Raw genomic sequence first — 16,805 nt, 5'->3', positions numbered from 1 at the left:
TATTAAATAGCATTATGGATTTAAATATTTTAATAAATAAAGATACACCGAATTTCTTAAAAGGAGTTTGGTGTTTCTATATAGAAATATAATTAGATTAAAAATTTTTCTATGAAATATTTGGAGGTTTACATAATGAAAAAAATTATATATTTCGATGAATCTTCAGCGTTAGATCTAATTGATATAAAGAACGAGGGACGTTCAAATAAGTTGATAGATACGATTGTTAGTAAAGCCGGGAAGTTTGGCGTAGAGGGAGCTATAGGAACAGGTTGGCTAGACAATTTAACAACAGGGTTTACTGGTGGTATTAAAGCAGGTTTTTCAAGAAAAAAAACTAGTATAATTCAGACTAATATTACTAACACGATACTTACAAGTTTCTTAGAAATAATTAAAAATCCTGAAGGAAAAGAAAAAGAAATACAATTAAAGAAAATTAAAACTAAGAATATCTATATATTTAAAGAATCTGCTGCTTATATAAAGTCTATTGCTCCTTTTATTAAAATATTAAAAGAAGATAAGATAGATAATAAAGACTTAGAAAGTATTCATTTTCATGAAATGGATGCAATTTTAGAACTAGCTAAAGGATATTACGAATTATTATCTATTGATAATGAAGATAAAAAAACGATAGTAAGATTCAATCTGGAAGGGTTCAGAAATAATTATAGATTACAAGATTTACAAAAGATGGAGTTAGTTTTATATGGCGTAGTTGTAGGTAAAGCAAGAGAAGCCTCTTTAAGTTTTATAAATGAAATTGAACCTGAGGAAAAACAGAAAAAAAATGATAAAGGATTCGATGCATTCGCTGATACGAAAGAATCGGATGAAGACGATTTATTAGAAATAATAGATATTATACTAGCGGGTGTGGAATAATGAATAGTATTTATTTATATAATGGACCCGATGAAGACTTTGAAAACTTTATTAAAGAGAATTATTTGGAAGAAAATAGTATTGCCAGGAGGTTATATTTCAGGGACGTAATTCAATCTATTGATCAAATTAACTTAGAAACAATTATGGAAGAAATGAAGAAAGAAAATAAAGAATATGAAGTAATTTTAGTTATTAAAACAGAAGATTTTTTTTCAATTAAGGACCATTTCACAGAAAAGTTGATGGATAGAATTAATTCCTGGATAGAGAAAAATTATATAATAACTGCTGTAATACAAAATCCGCCTAAAGTTTTTTTAAATAAATTAAATAAACTTGAAAGCGAAAATAAAATTGAATTAATTAAAGATAAGTTTGAGTTGAAAAGTATCACCAAAGAAAACTTGAAAGAAATTGTAATAAAAATAAAGCAAAGAATTATAGGGCAAGACCAAATAATCAAGCAAATAGTTGCTTCTTTATATCTCTCCGCAAATTCTAAGAAGAATAAGCCTGTTGTTTTAATGTTTTATGGACCACCTGGAGTTGGTAAAACTGAAACTGTAAATATCATAAGTGAAGTAATTAATAATACAAAAGCATTTAGGCAGCAACTTTCTATGTTTAAAACGAAAGAGTTTTCAGATTATATGTTTGGTTCTGAAATTCATTCGAAGGCTTTATCAAAAGATTTAATTCGAAATAATAGTAATGTTATTCTCTTAGACGAATTTAATCAATGTCCAGAGTATATATATTCTTCTTTTTTTCAAATGTTCGATGAAGGATATTTTGAAGACTTTAATTATAAAGTGGATTTGACTAATTCTATTATTATCTGTACAGCAAACTTTGATTCCCTTCAAGAAATTCAAGATAGAATAGGTCCTGCTCTTTATTCGAGATTTAACCATTTTATTCAGTTTAATGATCTTAATATTAAAGACAAAGAAACATTGATTTATTTAAAATATAACGAAATTATTCAAGATTTTTCGGAGCAAGAAAAGGAATTTATTGAGAAACAAAATTTATTAAGTAATTTAATTTTAATGGCCGACAAGTTTAGTGATGTACGTAATATTCATAACGGTTTAAGAATGTTTCTATCAAAGGTGTTAGCAGAAGAACTTATAATTGAAACATTAGGTTTAAATAAAGATGAAAAAGAGGCAAATTGAGATGTGTAATAATACCAATGAAAAAGTTAACTCTATAGAGACGTTTTTAAATAAACTTCCTCATGTAGACGAAAAGTCTAAAGGAAATATATTCTATCGTGGACAAAGTAAATCGACGTATGATCTTAAACCGTCTATTTTTAGAGAAAATTACATCGAAGAAGAGCATAATATCTATACGGAAGTTATGACAGAGTGTGGCCATGAGTTTGAAAACTGTACATTACATAATGAAAAATTATCAAAAATGCAACACTATGGTGTTCCTACTAGATTACTAGATGTTACTACTAATGCGTTAGTAGCATTATATTTTGCTTGTGAAAGTAATAGTAGAGAAGATGGTGCTGTATTTTTAATACGCGCGAATTCATCACAAATTAAACAATTCGATAGCGATACTATTTCGATATTAGCATCTCTGCCAAGATTTACGGAAAGTGAGAAACAAGAAATATATACCCTAGCCATAGAACACAGTGGAAATTTAAGTGAAGATAGTGGAGGGGATTTTCAATGTTTTAACAATAAGCCGATTATCAAGAGAATATTACATGAAATAAAAAAAGAAAAACCGGCATTTGAAAATGCAATCAACCCTAAACATTTATTGGGTAATTATATTTTTATTCCAAGAAAAAACAATACTCGTATAATAAGACAGAGTGGAGCATTTATAATTTTTGGTCTAACTAACCATGAAGAATATAAATTTGAAAAAGATTTTGAATATAAAAAGATTATAATTAATGGTGATTCCAAGGAAGTAATAATTAAACAGCTTGCTAGCTTTGGTATAACAAAAGCTTCAATTTACCCAGAATTATACAAAGTAGCTGAATTTATTAAAGAAAGGCTTAAAGATAGATCAAACATTTATTTATGATTATTTATTCTATTTATTAAATCATTTTTTTATAAAGAGAGGGTAGGAATAATAAATGTTTAAACAAATACGAAAGTTAATTAATAAATTGAAAGATGAAGAAATATTTTGTTCGGCTAAAGATGAGCAAGATATTTTAATGTATCTTGAAACAAAGTATGGATATAAACCCTTTAGTTTCAATGAAACAGGTGAAAAAGGTATTAAGTTATTAGAATACGTACTTGAATTAACTAGGCTAATGTTAATAAATTTTAATAAGTTAATTCCTAAAAAAACAAAAAAGAAATTATATTTTTTCTTTGTTGATGATAAAACAATTAATGCATTTACAACTAGGATTAATAATATAGATGTAATTGGTATAAATATTGGGGTCTTAACAGTATTGTATGATTTTTATTACAAGGTTGTAGAGGAAGAAATTTTTCCAGAAATACAGTCTGATTTAGAAGGGAAAAAGGACTTAGTTTTTAGACTTCAGATAATGTCTATATTATATATAATTTGTCATGAGGTTGGTCATCTATATAACGGTCATATAGGTTATAACAAAATGGACTTTATGCAAGAAATTAATAAACTAAGTGAAAAAAAGAGGAATGAAATAATATTTAGAAAAACAATTGAGCTTGATGCAGATGCTTTTGCGATGAATAGAATGCTAGAATATAATGAAAGCCTTATTAAAGTAAAGAGTGAAACAAAAAATCAATTAAGCCAATACGAAAGTATTGAGTATTCCTATAAAATACTGTTATTTTCGATGTATTCTTTTTATTTGTTTTTAGGTGAAACATTTAAAAAGGAAATGATAAAAAAAAGCACTTACTTTAGTCCAGCAATTCGCCAACTTTTAAATTTAACAATAGCTCGGGAATTTGTCGCTAAGAAGCGGCCTGAATTTATAAATGAAATAGATGGAATTATCGATTATCTATTATTGCATGGAGATTTTATGATGGATAGGTTTAAATTATATAAAAGAAATGACAAGGATGAACAAAAATATATTTTAAATAAACTTATTTATTTCGAAAGTATGGAATTGCAGGAAGAAATGCTATTAGTGAGGAAACATTGGAATTTGGTTAGAAGTGATTTACAAAAAAATGCTCGAGTTATTTTGTCGCCGGAATATCAATTGGATTAAATTTAAAGGGATTCTACTACATCTTTTATATTTTTTCTCCACGCTCAGCACACATGGCATTGTGAAGCGGTGGCGTGGCTTGAACTAACTGACTAATCCTAAGGCAAACGTGTTTTTCACGTATGCTTTATTAGAGGATGTCTTTGCTATATCTAATTTAATATTTGTTGAAACATAAAAAGCAGACGGTTTAGAATTGCGGTAATGCACCTCTAATTGGCCGTCTGCTTTTACTTTTATTACTTTGATGAAGCGGGCTAAAATTGATGGTGTAATTTTAGTAATAGGTTCGTTTATTTTAAGTTGCCTTAGTTCATATTCTTTTAATTCAGCAATACTACCGTAAGTAGTTGATGCTTCAAGTTCTAAATCGTTTAGCTGCTGTGTTAGGGCATCGAGGAATGGAGAAATCCATACCCGCTTATACAAAAGTAACGATAAAATTGTTGGACTTCTTCGGGCATTAGTAAATATACCAGGTGATTTTTTCTTATGCTTTTTATTCTGGATTCCCCAGTTATCCATGTAATTTTAATGATTCGTGATAATAAGGCAGACAAAAGAATGAAACATCAGATTAAATTGATGAAGAGATAATAAATAATATTAGCTAATGTTAATTTGAAGGTACTCGACGGAGTACCCTTTCAGCCTGTTGATAAACGCTTTCATCCAGCGTTGCTTGCCTCGCTCGTCCACTCATGAACTTAGGTTCTATTCGTGTCTTCGCTCGTCGGCGCGCCTTGTCTGGCAAGCGTTTTCAAGACAGGCTGAGTAAAACATACCTTTATAAAACTAGTTGAAAGAACGTAAAGACAAGGTCAAAAAGTGACTTTGTCTTCACTCTGGAAGGTACTCGACGGAGTACCCTTTTTTTATTGAATTTCGGAGATGGTGTTGATGCATGCAGCATGGTTAACAGGGGAGAAATTAAAAAGGAATATGAGAAACAACCAAAAGTACACTAGCAAAGTTTGCTAAAAAGCATGGCATCCCATTGGGGACAATACAGAGCCAGATTAATACATAGAGTTTCATTTAGACAAATGTTTAAATTCGAAAAAATACGCCATGTTACAGTTCAATCTTAATAGGGTAGTGAATGATATGCTGCTGCCATGACAAGTGAAATCGGTTGATTCGGGTATTTCGAGGCATATCGCTAATAACGAAGCGTATAGCGCTTCGATAAAGCCTCAAATTATATATAGAGCATTGCGTCAATACGGGGGTCAACTGCCAGTAAAAGCCCGATTGGTTGGGGTCTGCAGGAGGCATGGAAATAAGGCATTGCAACAGGACGTAGCGAACTTTGCATTTTGTTCGGCTGCTCAGCGGGAATAGCATCCCAGAGCCAAGTTAGAAATAGGAGTGTTTATGTTGGAAAAGGGTTATATTATATTAATAATTTCATTACTATTAAATGTACTGTTGTTAGGAACAGGAAGCTATGTGGTGAAAAATATCGGTGGATTTGAATTTGTTAAAGCAAAAATGCAGTCAACACCTTCTCCCAAGAAGGATTCCGCCTATTACTTTACGAAAAAAAGCGTCTTTGAACATTCGTCAATTAGTAATATAGATAAAGTGTTCATTGGTGACAGTATTTCCGATTACGGAGAATTCCAAGAATACTTTCCCGGTGAAGTTGTGCTGAATCGAGGAATCCGGAATGATTGGACAGAAGGTGTATTGAATCGGATACAGGAAGTAGTGGACCGCAACCCGAAAGAGGCGTATTTGATGATTGGTGTCAATGATATCCGTTATGGAACAGAAGCCGAAGTATTTAAAAGTAATGTCGAGAAAATCGTGGATTCGTTTGAAGGAAAAGGTACAAGGCTCGCTATTCAATCAATCCTACCTGTGAATAACGGGTTATTCGGAAATGAAGTGACAAATGACAAAGTGAAGCGATTTAATATTATTTTGCAACAGATTGCGGATGATAAGGGAATTGAGTATATCGATCTGCATTCGAGCTTTATCGATAAAAACGGGCAACTGGATAAGCAGTTCACAGGTGATGGGCTTCATATAAATGGGAAAGGGTATGAAGTTTGGGTCGATAGGCTTCGCTCTAAATAAAATAAATTATATAAAAAGCTGAACCTCAGAGATGAGGTCCAGCTTTTTTTTACGTCGGAATAGGTGTCTTTTCTTTCTTGATTGAAAACCCGCCAAGCAGAGTTTTCCCGTTCGGCAGCAATTTTTTTATTAAAATTGAAACAATGATAGGAATGAATATCCCAATCGTTGTGTAACCAATAAGCCCGTACGTGAAATAATCATTTAAAATAATATCTGCAAATATATGCAAATACATAATGGAAAGCGAGTGATTTTCTATTTTCTGCAGCCAGTTGAGCGAGAGTTTTGCTGCGAGCAACTGGAAGCATCCTACTAATACGATTGTAAATGATAAGGGAATGACCAAATCCAATATAAAATGGTCATACCGTAAGAACTTCATACTCAGTCGATAATCGATGATATTGAAGCGATCAAGCAATACCGCCGTCGCACTCAGGAACATGGCCGTACTCATCCATCGTTTTGAAATATCCATCCACAGATCTTTGAAATAGTACCCGATTGCAAAATAGACGATTGCCATCAGCGCAACATCGATGTTCCAAATCATTGGAATCGATTGCGCTGCTTCGGAGGGCTTGCCGCCGATGACTTTCATAGCGATGATGCTCTCAAAATGTGCGATAATATAAAAGAGTCCCAGAATCATAAACTGTTTCATCCGATTGAAGTAGGTCGTCAACCACATGAATAATAAGTATGTGAAGAATAATGTCGTCACAAACCAGAAAACACCATATGCTTCACGAATAAAACGCCCCCCTATGGCAAGTGTCCATAAGTCATTAAGATACCATTCTAAAACCCGATTGCCTGAAAAAATCTCCATCCCATAACGGACTAGTGTAATACTAGCAAGGAAAAATAGGTAAGGGACGATTAATTGCATGAAACGCTTGTGAATCGTCGGCTTTATATCTTTTTTATCTAAAACCGGCTTAAAGAACAAACCGCTTAATATGAAAAATGCAGGCATATGAAACCAATAAATATATTTCGCGAGTGGAAAGTCGAGCTCTCCTGGATAATGCCCGATGACGACAAGGATCATTAAGAATCCTTTCGTAATATCCACCCACGTTATCCGTTTTTTCTTCATCAATGTACACCTCTAAAAAAGTATGCTGCTATTATATACCCTCTTTTCGTGCTAATAGCGCAATGTAACAGTATAGATATGTAATTGTTAAATAAACGGTAAAATACGGGGATAAAGGATTCCTGTGGTGTCTATAAAAGAAATTCCTAACCACTGAACAGAAGTGATGGTTTCAGCTCAGATAATTCTTGCTGAAAGAATTGCGACAGGCAGTTCAACAGAAGTTAATATATTCGCCAGCCCTCCTGAAACTAACGGGCGCCGACTGCAATAAAGACGATAAACACCAAAATCATTTAACCTGTTATCAGCACAGATGTACGTGTTAGCGGAGCGACATTCACCGCTCAGTATCTGGCTCGGGTGATCGATTTCTCGGTATATTAATCGAACATTTTGACGGCGCATCCCCACTTTGGTTAGCGCCGAAACAAGTGCAAATTATCGGGTTGTCCGAGGTACAAGCGCCGTCGTACGTTGAGCAAGTGACGACAGAGCTATGTCAATCAAATATTCATGTATCAATTGATAAACGAACTGAAAAAATTAGTCGTAAAATTCGTGATGCACAAGTGCAAAAAATATCGTACGTCCTAATGCTAGGTGACGAGCAACAGAACACTGGTAACGTGTCAGTTCGCGCCTTTAAACAGGAGGGATTGCAAAGTTATCGTTTGCAAGCGTTCATGGGCAAAATGCTTGCCGAAATATTGGAGAAGAAATTGCCTTGAAATCAAGGTTTGCCTGTTGAAATTATCCATTTCAGAATGTTTTGCAATGGGCTTTTTTAAAGAAGCAACACCCTTTCAAATTTTTTAAGAGCACAGAAAATAGTAGAATAATAAATACAAACCATCATTTGTCCCTAAAGGATGAATGGTGGTTTCTTTTTGTTTACAGGAATGAATTGAACTTATGCAAACCTCGGAAATATAGCCATGAATTATTACTAACAAAATAGGAGATTCCCCTCTAGCAGCAGCAAAAACTGCTATGTTAATATAGTTTGAGTTTAATATAAAAGGAGATTAATAATTGAAAAATATAAGGAAAATAGCGATATTTCTTCTAATTTTGTTGCTGACTGCAAACATAAACTTGATGGTGTCAAGTGCATCAAAAATTAACCCCTTGCCATTTGAAGATGCACAGCTAGGTAGAAATAGTAACGCTTACCTATCTATATATTCAAATCTATCTACTGAAACGAAAGAAAGTTTTATTGATACAATTTCTATTCCTACAATAGAGGCAAATGGAGAATGGGGAATCCCTGTTAGTGTCATTATTGGCATGGCAATTCTTGAAAGTGGTTATGGAACAACAAGAATAGCTATAAATGCGAATAATTTTTTTGGCATAAAAGTATGGGGATATAACCCGGAAAATGCTTGGCAACTAAAAGGGCAACCTGATGAAGATTATGAGCCGGTACCTGTTTTAGTTGATTATGGATATGATCGGAAAGTATTCGACGAAAGTAAAAGAAAAGATAACTGGTATCGTACGTTTAATTCTTATAAAGAAGCGGTTGATTATTTAGCAGGAAACTTACTATTAAATCAAAGATATCGTTTCGCAAAAACAAATTATGAAGAAAGAATTAAATATGGTTGGAGTTTGGAGAAGGCAGCCAAAGATTATCTATACGATATTGCCGAAGCCGGATATAATCATTTGGGTGGTGAATACTATCGAAATAAAGTAGGCGAGTTAATAGACGTATGGAATTTAACTCAATATGATACTAAAAAATTCCGAGATGTAATAGGGCATTGGGCTGAAAAAGAAATTATGTTTTTAGCAGAAAAGGGTTGGATTTCTGGCTATCTTGATGGAACATATAAGCCAAATAAGTCAATAACAAGGGCTCAAGCCGCTAAAATCATAAGTAATTTTTTAGAGCTGACTCCAACAAATGAAAAGATTTCATTTAGTGATGTTAATCAAGATCATTGGGCTCAAGATGTAATTAATTTAGTTGCCCAACATAAAATTATGAATGGAATTGGCAATGGACGTTTCTCTCCTGATGCTATTGTAACTAGAGCGCAATTGGCACAAATAATTTATAATGCAGGTTTTTATAGTCATCCTAAAAATAATCAAATGAATTTATTTATAGATGTAGACCATAATCATTGGGCATATGAAGCAATTGAAACTATGAAACAAGAAGGAATTTTAAATGGCTACCGTGATGGACGATTTGGCCCTAATGATTCCACATCAAGAGCGCAATTAGCAGTTATTATTTATCGACTTTATGAAAAAGGGTTAAGCAAATAAAAGTATGTAAGTGTAAGAGGCGCTTAATGGTGTCTCTTTTTCTATAGGTGAAACTAATAAGATAGTAATACGGCATATTTGTATATCGCAACCGAATATTGAGCCATTTATTAATTGATCCAGTGAGCCGCCTAACATACTCGTCTTTTTCAGATGAACACCTTGGCTTTATTTGGAGTGCCGGGCATCATGATACCCCAGTTTGGGCGTTTAATCCTTGTTGCTACGCTTTTAATGCGAGAATTATGCCCGCAGAGGCTCGATGGAAAACCTACCGAAGAACATGCTGCTAAGTTTATCTTGCCGAAGAAAACGGCTCAATTTTCCAGTTACAAAGCAGCTTACATTTCAAGCGCGAAATATACATATTCGTATTTTTGTTACACTTGCTTTATGCGATTAGGTCATGCCAACCTAATAATGCTAAGAAAAAGGCTCGATTCCACTAAAAGGAATTGGGCCTATATAATCAAAACCACCAACACCAATTTGTTGCCACATACACTCCGCACATTATGCAGCAGCTGCATGGCTTGAGCTCGCTGATACAAAACAAAATTAATCGATTTCTCAGCAAAATAAAAGCTTATGATTCAGGACCGGTTTTCATTAAAGCCAACATTCTCGATGTCCCGTTTTGGATCAATAATTTCCCGGTTTTTCCTTAATAGGAGTCCGGGATTTTTTCTTTTCTGCTCACTAATAACCCAACGCAAAATCAGGACTTCTACTCTTTCGTAAAATTTGATTACCTTTTATTCATTAGCCATACCTGATGTTTTCAATATCTCAGCTGTTATATCACCAGGAAATTAACAATCAACAGATAGATAAACATGATAATTGAACTGGAAATGGAGTTTACTTATTAGTCGATGTATCAAAATTTAGAAGGGGAACAGCTTGTTTAGGATTTTATCTTCGCAACCCGAATTTTCCATAGAAAAGTAAATGATTACACGTCCAGTTGGAGGGGAAAAGAGAAAGGCGCTGAGATAATCTTTGGTCAGTTAGATCAAGCCGGGTCTTGTTGTCATTCGTATAATGAAATATGAAACGCGAGGCAGTAGTAACAGGGTGAGCCTCTTAAAACGGCAGATCCGTACAAGTAAGATAAGACGAAAGAAGTTGGAGTGTAAAGGACAGGGCAGCAAAACTTATAAGTATGAAGGATAAAGCAAGAGGATGTATACAGCTGATAAATCGGGAAACCATATGATGAATCTAGACAAAGTACCCATAATGAGAGAACTTTGGAGAAAAGCATAAAAGAATGGAGGAAAGTATATGGCAAAAATTTTAGCGGTCTTATCAAGTGGATATAAGGATGAGGAAAATAAGTATGAAACAGGATGGTGGGGAGAAGAGCTTTTTGCTCCTCTTGAAGCATTAGAAAAAGCAGGACATGAGGTGAATCTAGCATCTCCATTAGGAGGAAAACCTACTGTAGACCAAACGAGTTTTTTACCTGAATACGATCCAGCGGGAACTTATAAGGCTTTATATGAATCAGGACGTGCAGACAGCACAAAGAAACTCTCTGATATAAATCCCAAAGAATATGATGTTGTATTAGTGGTTGGTGGTCACGGCGCAATGTATGACCTTGCCAAAAATGAAGATTTACATCATATAATTAATAACATTTATGATAATGGAGGAATAGTTGCTGCTGAATGCCACGGTCCAGCCCCCCTTATTTGGACTATACGACCTGATGGTAAAAGTATTATAGAAGGAAAAAAAGTTACAGGTTATCCGGATGAAATCGAACCTGGAGGCTTACTAGATATTCTTCCATTTAGCCTAGAACAGGAAATGATGAAAATTGCTCAATATGATAAAGGGGATTTAAAGCAAAAAGCTTATGCGGTTTGGGCAGATGAGCAAATTGTTACAAGCCGTGACCCATTTTCCTCTGAATTAATGGGTGAAGAGTTAGTGAATGCACTTGAAAAGAGAAATAAATAGGGAATCTAAAAGGTGTCCTACTGGGATGGAACCTTGAAATGGGAAAGTTTCTATTCAGGACCGGCTTCATCCAAAACAAGCACTTCTGATTTTCGATTCTAATTCAATAGTAGCCCGGTTTTGTCCGATGACAAATCCGGGCTTTATTCTTATATAAGGTGCAGATATATCTTGTTAAACAAAGGAAATTGCTAGATTAGAACTGTTATTTAACATATACCTGCCACTGGTTTTTAACCCTGCTATCATTCAAAAATATAGCTGATAACATCGATTGCCTGATCAACCGTTTTTACGGTTACATTGGCTTTGTTTGAAAGTTCCTTTAAAGGGTGAATTAATGATTCAGGCCGGATAATAATTGTCGGCTTGTTCATCGCGATGGCTGTGCTTGCGTCCAGTGCGGTATTCCATTGTTTATACTTTTCACCAAACAAGGCAATGACGATGTCCGCTTTCTGCATTAATACTTGTGTTCTGAAGTTATTTATATCAGAGGCTGCATCGTCTTTATAAAGATTGGAAGGCTGTTTTCCTAAAATCTCTTCACCAATATTGTCTGAACGGTCGTGGTTTGTCTGTGGGCCTACGAAATGCAGCGGAAGATTTTTTTCCTTTGCTTTTCGTGCTACTTCTTCTCGCCAATCATCATGAATCTGTCCTGCTAAATAAACCGTAAGTTCCATTTTTATTCCTCCCATACTATTTTGCTTCCATTAAATAGTACCCAACTTAACAGAGTTTTTAAAGTAAACCTCATAAAAGTCCGGATGAAGAATATGTTGCTGAAGTTATGATATGGTTGTAAAAGAGATAAATCAGAATGCAAAAAATATAAAAGTAACCAGATGAAATTTTATATCATCACGAGTAAGGAGACCAAAGATGAATATCGGTTTAATTGGGGCGGGAGCAATCGCACATTTCTTGTTAGAAGAGCTCAATCAAAAGCAGCAGAAAAACTTACACATTAAAAGTATTTTCGTAAGGGATAAGAAAAAGTATCAGTTATTAGAAGCGGATTTTGGGGTGGAATTGTTTACGGACCTCGAGGCATTTCTTGATTCAGAAATTGACCTTGTAGTGGAGGCAGCAGATATAAATGCGGTGAAAGCTTTAGTGCCAAGGGTTATTAAACGAAAAGATGTTGTACTAATTAGTGTCGGTGCACTTGCAGATGAGGGGCTGCTGGCAGAGATGGGGTATCTAACTGATACGTACAAAAATGAGATGTACCTGCCTTCAGGTGCTGTCGGCGGCTTGGATTTACTACAGAATGGGAACGCGCTTGGTGCAGTAACAAGTGTTTCGTTGACAACCCGCAAACCCGCTGGATCTTTAATTACTGAAGACATCGATGAACCTAAAATTGTGTTTGAAGGGAAAGCTATTGATGCGATTCAGCAGTTTCCCAAAAATATGAATGTCTCAATTATCCTTTCCTTGGCAGGAATAGGGTTGGAGAAAACAAGCGTGTGCCTTATTGCTGATCCGCATATCGATAAAAATGTGCACCATGTGGAAGTGACAGGTGACTTTGGGGAAGCAGCATTTACAATTAAAAATAATCCACTGCCGGAAAATCCCAAGACGAGTTATTTAGCTGCTATGAGTATTCTGGGGACGCTGAATAGAATCGATGACAAGCTAAAAATCGGTGGATAATTTGTTAAAAGAGCCGTTTCCAAAGTAAAATAGTAACAATAGAGAGCGGGGATGTATAAACACGCGGACAGTCATGTGCTGTCCGTGTGTTTTGTTTTAGAATTAAGCCAATATGGTAGAAGGAAACTTATGAAAAGTATAAAATGGAATAGTGATTTTTGATGCATGATGCTATAGCGATGATAACCCGGTTATACTATAATAATGATTTGGTTTTAAAAATCGTGAATTACTATATAGATGCTCCATATGAGAGCTTAATTTAAAAATTGGGGGATCAGTAACATGCTGCATCCTGTTTTGAGAGGATTTGAATAAAGATGAAAGAAAATTTCTGGCAGGACTTACCGAAGCCGTTTTTTGTACTTGCACCAATGGAAGATGTAACGGATACTGTATTCCGTCATGTTGTCGCGAAAGCTGGCAGACCGGACGTATTTTTTACAGAGTTCACAAATTCGGAGAGCTATTGTCATCCAGAGGGCACAAAAAGTGTTCGTGGACGGTTGCTATTTACAGAAGATGAACAGCCGATGGTAGCACATATTTGGGGAGATAGTCCGGAAAATTTCCGCAAAATGAGTATCGGTATGGCTGAGATGGGCTTTAAAGGTATTGATATTAACATGGGTTGTCCTGTACCGAATGTTGCACAAAGAGGAAAAGGCAGCGGTCTTATCCTTCGCCCCGATGTTGCTGCTGAATTGATTCAAGCAGCAAAGGCTGGCGGGCTGCCTGTAAGCGTGAAAACCCGCCTTGGTTATAAGGAAGTCGATGAGTGGAAGGAATGGCTGACGCATATTCTAAAGCAAGATATCGCGAATCTTTCCATCCATTTACGTACAAGAAAAGAAATGAGCGCTGTAGATGCCCACTGGGAGCTGATTCCGGAAATTAAGGCATTGCGTGACGAAATCGCCCCGAACACGCTGCTAACGATTAATGGTGATATTTTAGATCGTCAAATGGGCTTAGAACTTGTTGAAAAATATGGTGTCGATGGTGTGATGATTGGGCGCGGTATTTTTAAAAATCCATTTGCCTTTGAAAAAGAGCCGAAAGAGCATAGCACAAAAGAGTACCTGGATCTGCTAAGATTACAGCTTGATCTCCATGATCAATATATAGAAGAATTACCGCGTTCAGTCACAGGACTTCACCGTTTCTTCAAAATATATGTCAAAGGGTTCCGCGGCGCAGGCGAGCTTCGAAATCAATTGATGAACACAAAATCAACAGATGAAGTACGCGCTTTGCTGGATAGCTTTGAAGCAAACCAGATGGATTAATTCAAGGCGGGAGAATGAGATAAGAAATAGCGTTGATGCATCTCTAGGGTAATAACATGAATTTGATTTTGTATTGAAAATTTTCAAGTAGAAGTTCATGCTCTCGATTAACCCGAATAAAACCCTTACAAACAGTGTTCACTGTTTGTAAGGGTTTTATTTATAGCTTAAATTTTGAAACTGAGCCGGTTAATCTTTCGACTTGGTCCTGTAAATGATTTGCATGAATAGTTACTTCAGAAGTGGCTGATGTTTGTTCCTCGATTGAACTTGCAATTTCCTGTGTTTCAGCTGTGACTTCCGCTGTCATTTCATTGACCATTTCCATCGACGATAGAACGACATTTTTTTGCTGCTGCATAGTCAACACATTTTCCATCGTATTAGAAATAGATACTTTCATATTTTCCAATGTATTTGAAAGCTGTATAATTGCATTATCTACCGTTTCAACAGCTATTTTTTGTTCTTCACTAATCTCGTTTGTTTGCTTCATTACTTGGACCAGCTGCTGTGTATCCTCTAAAATGCTTACGATGATTTGTTGAATATTCCTTGTCGCTGCTTTTGAACTTTCCGCTAAACTTCTTACTTCATCTGCTACAACGGCAAAGCCTTTCCCATGTTCTCCGGCTCTGGCAGCTTCAATTGATGCATTAAGTGCCAGTAAGTTAGTTTGTTCAGTAATTTGAGCAATTACATTTGTAACTTCCGAAATAGACTTCGTTTTTTCATCTAAATTGCCAGTTACAATCGTTACTTCATTGAACGCGCTTTCTAGATTCGTGTAAGACTGTTCTAGTTGTTGTACTTTATCAATGCTTGTATGCACTTCTACCAGCGCTTCATTCGCATCATCTACCATTTGCTGAGATTTCATTTCAATTGATTCGATACGATCTGCTAATACATGAGTGGCTGTAGAACCATCCTGCATTTTTTCTGCTTGTGTACTAGTATTCATAGCGATCTCTTCGATACTATTGGATACATTATTTAATGCTTGTTCATTCTCTTTTGCAATAATGGCTAAACTATTAGAGGAATGTCGGATTTTATTTGTGTTTTCATTTACTTGTACTATTAAGTCTCGCACTTGATCCAGCATGTGGTTGTAGTGATTTGCCAAATCTGCAATTTCGTCCTTTGAATTTGTTTCAAAACGTGAAACAAAATCCCCGCTTGCTGTTTTTTCGAATACCTTTTTAAAGCGATCAAAAATCCCGACTAATTTACGTGCCATAAAATAGGCAAATAGACAACCGATTAGCAGCCCAATAGCCATTGAAATCCAACCAGCCATGACGAAATCCTTCAATTTCTCTGCGTAATTATTAGTGTCAACTAAAGAAATGATTTGCCACTTATTTTTTTCAATCGTTTGAATTTCACCTGCATAATTCACACCTGCCCATTCAAACTGTTCCACTTCTTTATTTCCGCTGCCAGCATCTGAGAGCCATTTGAATTCTGTTGCTAATTTGCTGGGGTCCAACAAATCTGATACTCCTTCAATCTTACCGGAATTTTCAGCATTAATGTTTTTCCCGTCCCCGTCTTCAATAAATGAAGAAACTATCAGGCCATTTGGATCGACTATCATTAATTTTGAGGATGCCCCGTCTTCAATGCCTTCACGAATTGCGCCAATTGTTGAGAAGTCTATGTCATAGCCGACTGCTCCTACAAGCTGTTCGTTTTTAAACACTGGCGCAATAACAGAAGTCATTAGTTTGTTTACCCCTGTATCTAAATAAACATCCACCCATTGTAAGCTTGGGTTTGCAGTTAGCTTTGCGAATGTTTGAGAATCACGAACGTTCCAATCATAATCAATTTGAGGCGTCATATGTATTTTAGTAGTTTCGAAATCCATAAAGTAGACTGAGAAGTAGTCGTTGTTTTGGCTTTTTAATGTGTTGGTGATTTTATCGATTTGCGAATAATCAACTTGCTCATTATTTAAAATCGTTTCAACAACTTGACCAAATTGTAAAACACTTGTTTCATAGTTCAGTAAACCTAACGATACTTGCTCAACTGCATTTTTAGCACTGTCAGTAGAGGCTTGCCGATTTTCTTCATCTAAAATATTACGTACAGTCCACTGAGTAAAAATGACTGTAATTCCGACTGCTATCACGATAGCAAAGGAAATAAACATCATCCATTTTGCTTTTAAAGATAAATTTTTTAAAAAGTTCACTTGTTCACATCTTCCTTTAACATATATATTTACCTCGATTCCTAAAAATAGGAATTTCAATACAGATAGAAGTAT

14 protein-coding genes are annotated in these 16,805 nt (G+C 35.2%); 10 read left to right on the top strand and 4 right to left on the bottom strand.

All coding sequences use genetic code 11. From position 1 onward, the window contains the following. The first annotated feature begins 135 nt into the window (after positions 1-135). The 4 genes from AA0Y26_RS19865 to AA0Y26_RS19850 are packed head-to-tail and all read left to right on the top strand — an operon-like array spanning position 136 to position 4,117. Entirely contained in the window at positions 136-894 is a 759-nt protein-coding gene (locus tag AA0Y26_RS19865; protein WP_413363745.1) for a DUF6414 family protein, read from the top strand. Continuing rightward, entirely contained in the window at positions 894-2,078 is a 1,185-nt protein-coding gene (locus AA0Y26_RS19860) for an AAA family ATPase (protein WP_413363744.1), read from the top strand. Before AA0Y26_RS19865 ends, AA0Y26_RS19860 begins: the two co-directional genes overlap by 1 nt. Then, a complete protein-coding gene (locus AA0Y26_RS19855) occupies positions 2,059-2,964 on the top strand; it encodes an FRG domain-containing protein (protein ID WP_413363743.1) in 906 nt (301 codons plus the stop codon). Before AA0Y26_RS19860 ends, AA0Y26_RS19855 begins: the two co-directional genes overlap by 20 nt. Positions 2,965-3,019: 55 nt before the next feature. Further along, complete coding sequence (locus AA0Y26_RS19850; RefSeq protein ID WP_413363742.1) at positions 3,020-4,117, top strand: hypothetical protein; 1,098 nt, start codon at positions 3,020-3,022, stop codon at positions 4,115-4,117. Positions 4,118-4,201: 84 nt separating this feature from the next. Here AA0Y26_RS19850 and AA0Y26_RS19845 read toward each other — a convergent pair whose 3' ends face one another. Then, entirely contained in the window at positions 4,202-4,642 is a 441-nt protein-coding gene (locus tag AA0Y26_RS19845) for a hypothetical protein (protein WP_413363741.1), read from the bottom strand. Between the two features lie 852 nt (positions 4,643-5,494). Between AA0Y26_RS19845 and AA0Y26_RS19840 the strand changes: the two genes are divergently transcribed. Continuing rightward, the gene (locus tag AA0Y26_RS19840; RefSeq protein WP_413363740.1) at positions 5,495-6,205 is read left to right on the top strand and encodes a GDSL-type esterase/lipase family protein; all 711 of its coding nucleotides are present in this window, start codon (positions 5,495-5,497) and stop codon (positions 6,203-6,205) included. 49 nt (positions 6,206-6,254) lie between these two features. On the opposite strand, the gene AA0Y26_RS19835 is transcribed toward AA0Y26_RS19840, so the two are convergent. Beyond that, entirely contained in the window at positions 6,255-7,310 is a 1,056-nt protein-coding gene (locus AA0Y26_RS19835) for an acyltransferase family protein (RefSeq protein WP_413363739.1), read from the bottom strand. 434 nt (positions 7,311-7,744) lie between these two features. Between AA0Y26_RS19835 and AA0Y26_RS19830 the strand changes: the two genes are divergently transcribed. From AA0Y26_RS19830 to AA0Y26_RS19820, 3 genes are all read left to right on the top strand, one after another. Continuing rightward, positions 7,745-8,041 carry a His/Gly/Thr/Pro-type tRNA ligase C-terminal domain-containing protein gene (locus AA0Y26_RS19830; protein ID WP_413363738.1) on the top strand — a complete coding sequence of 99 codons (297 nt, stop codon included), beginning with the start codon at positions 7,745-7,747 and terminating at the stop codon, positions 8,039-8,041. 304 nt (positions 8,042-8,345) lie between these two features. Next, on the top strand, positions 8,346-9,599 hold the full coding sequence (locus AA0Y26_RS19825) for an S-layer homology domain-containing protein (RefSeq protein ID WP_413363737.1): 1,254 nt from the start codon (positions 8,346-8,348) through the stop codon (positions 9,597-9,599). A 1,287-nt stretch (positions 9,600-10,886) separates the two neighbouring features. Continuing rightward, positions 10,887-11,570 (top strand): type 1 glutamine amidotransferase domain-containing protein, encoded by a 684-nt coding sequence (locus AA0Y26_RS19820; protein WP_413363736.1) that lies wholly within the window; start codon positions 10,887-10,889, stop codon positions 11,568-11,570. Positions 11,571-11,815: 245 nt separating this feature from the next. Here AA0Y26_RS19820 and AA0Y26_RS19815 read toward each other — a convergent pair whose 3' ends face one another. Then, positions 11,816-12,256, bottom strand: a complete 441-nt coding sequence (locus AA0Y26_RS19815) for a YtoQ family protein (protein ID WP_413363735.1) — start codon at positions 12,254-12,256, stop codon at positions 11,816-11,818. Between the two features lie 199 nt (positions 12,257-12,455). Between AA0Y26_RS19815 and nadX the strand changes: the two genes are divergently transcribed. Together nadX and AA0Y26_RS19805 are read left to right on the top strand one after the other, a co-directional pair. Beyond that, positions 12,456-13,235: an aspartate dehydrogenase gene (nadX, locus tag AA0Y26_RS19810; protein WP_413363734.1), complete on the top strand. Its 780-nt coding sequence runs from the start codon at positions 12,456-12,458 to the stop codon at positions 13,233-13,235. A gap of 320 nt (positions 13,236-13,555) precedes the next feature. Further along, positions 13,556-14,524 (top strand): tRNA dihydrouridine synthase, encoded by a 969-nt coding sequence (locus AA0Y26_RS19805; protein ID WP_413363733.1) that lies wholly within the window; start codon positions 13,556-13,558, stop codon positions 14,522-14,524. Positions 14,525-14,684: 160 nt separating this feature from the next. Here AA0Y26_RS19805 and AA0Y26_RS19800 read toward each other — a convergent pair whose 3' ends face one another. Then, positions 14,685-16,730, bottom strand: a complete 2,046-nt coding sequence (locus tag AA0Y26_RS19800) for a methyl-accepting chemotaxis protein (RefSeq protein WP_413363732.1) — start codon at positions 16,728-16,730, stop codon at positions 14,685-14,687. Positions 16,731-16,805 lie beyond the last annotated feature (75 nt).

It is taken from the genome of Lysinibacillus canaveralius, assembly GCF_047301505.1.
In the GTDB taxonomy this organism is placed as follows: Bacteria; Bacillota; Bacilli; order Bacillales_A; family Planococcaceae; genus Lysinibacillus_B.
Note: the sequence above shows the minus strand (reverse complement) of the source record. Positions and strands in the feature narration are given on the sequence as shown.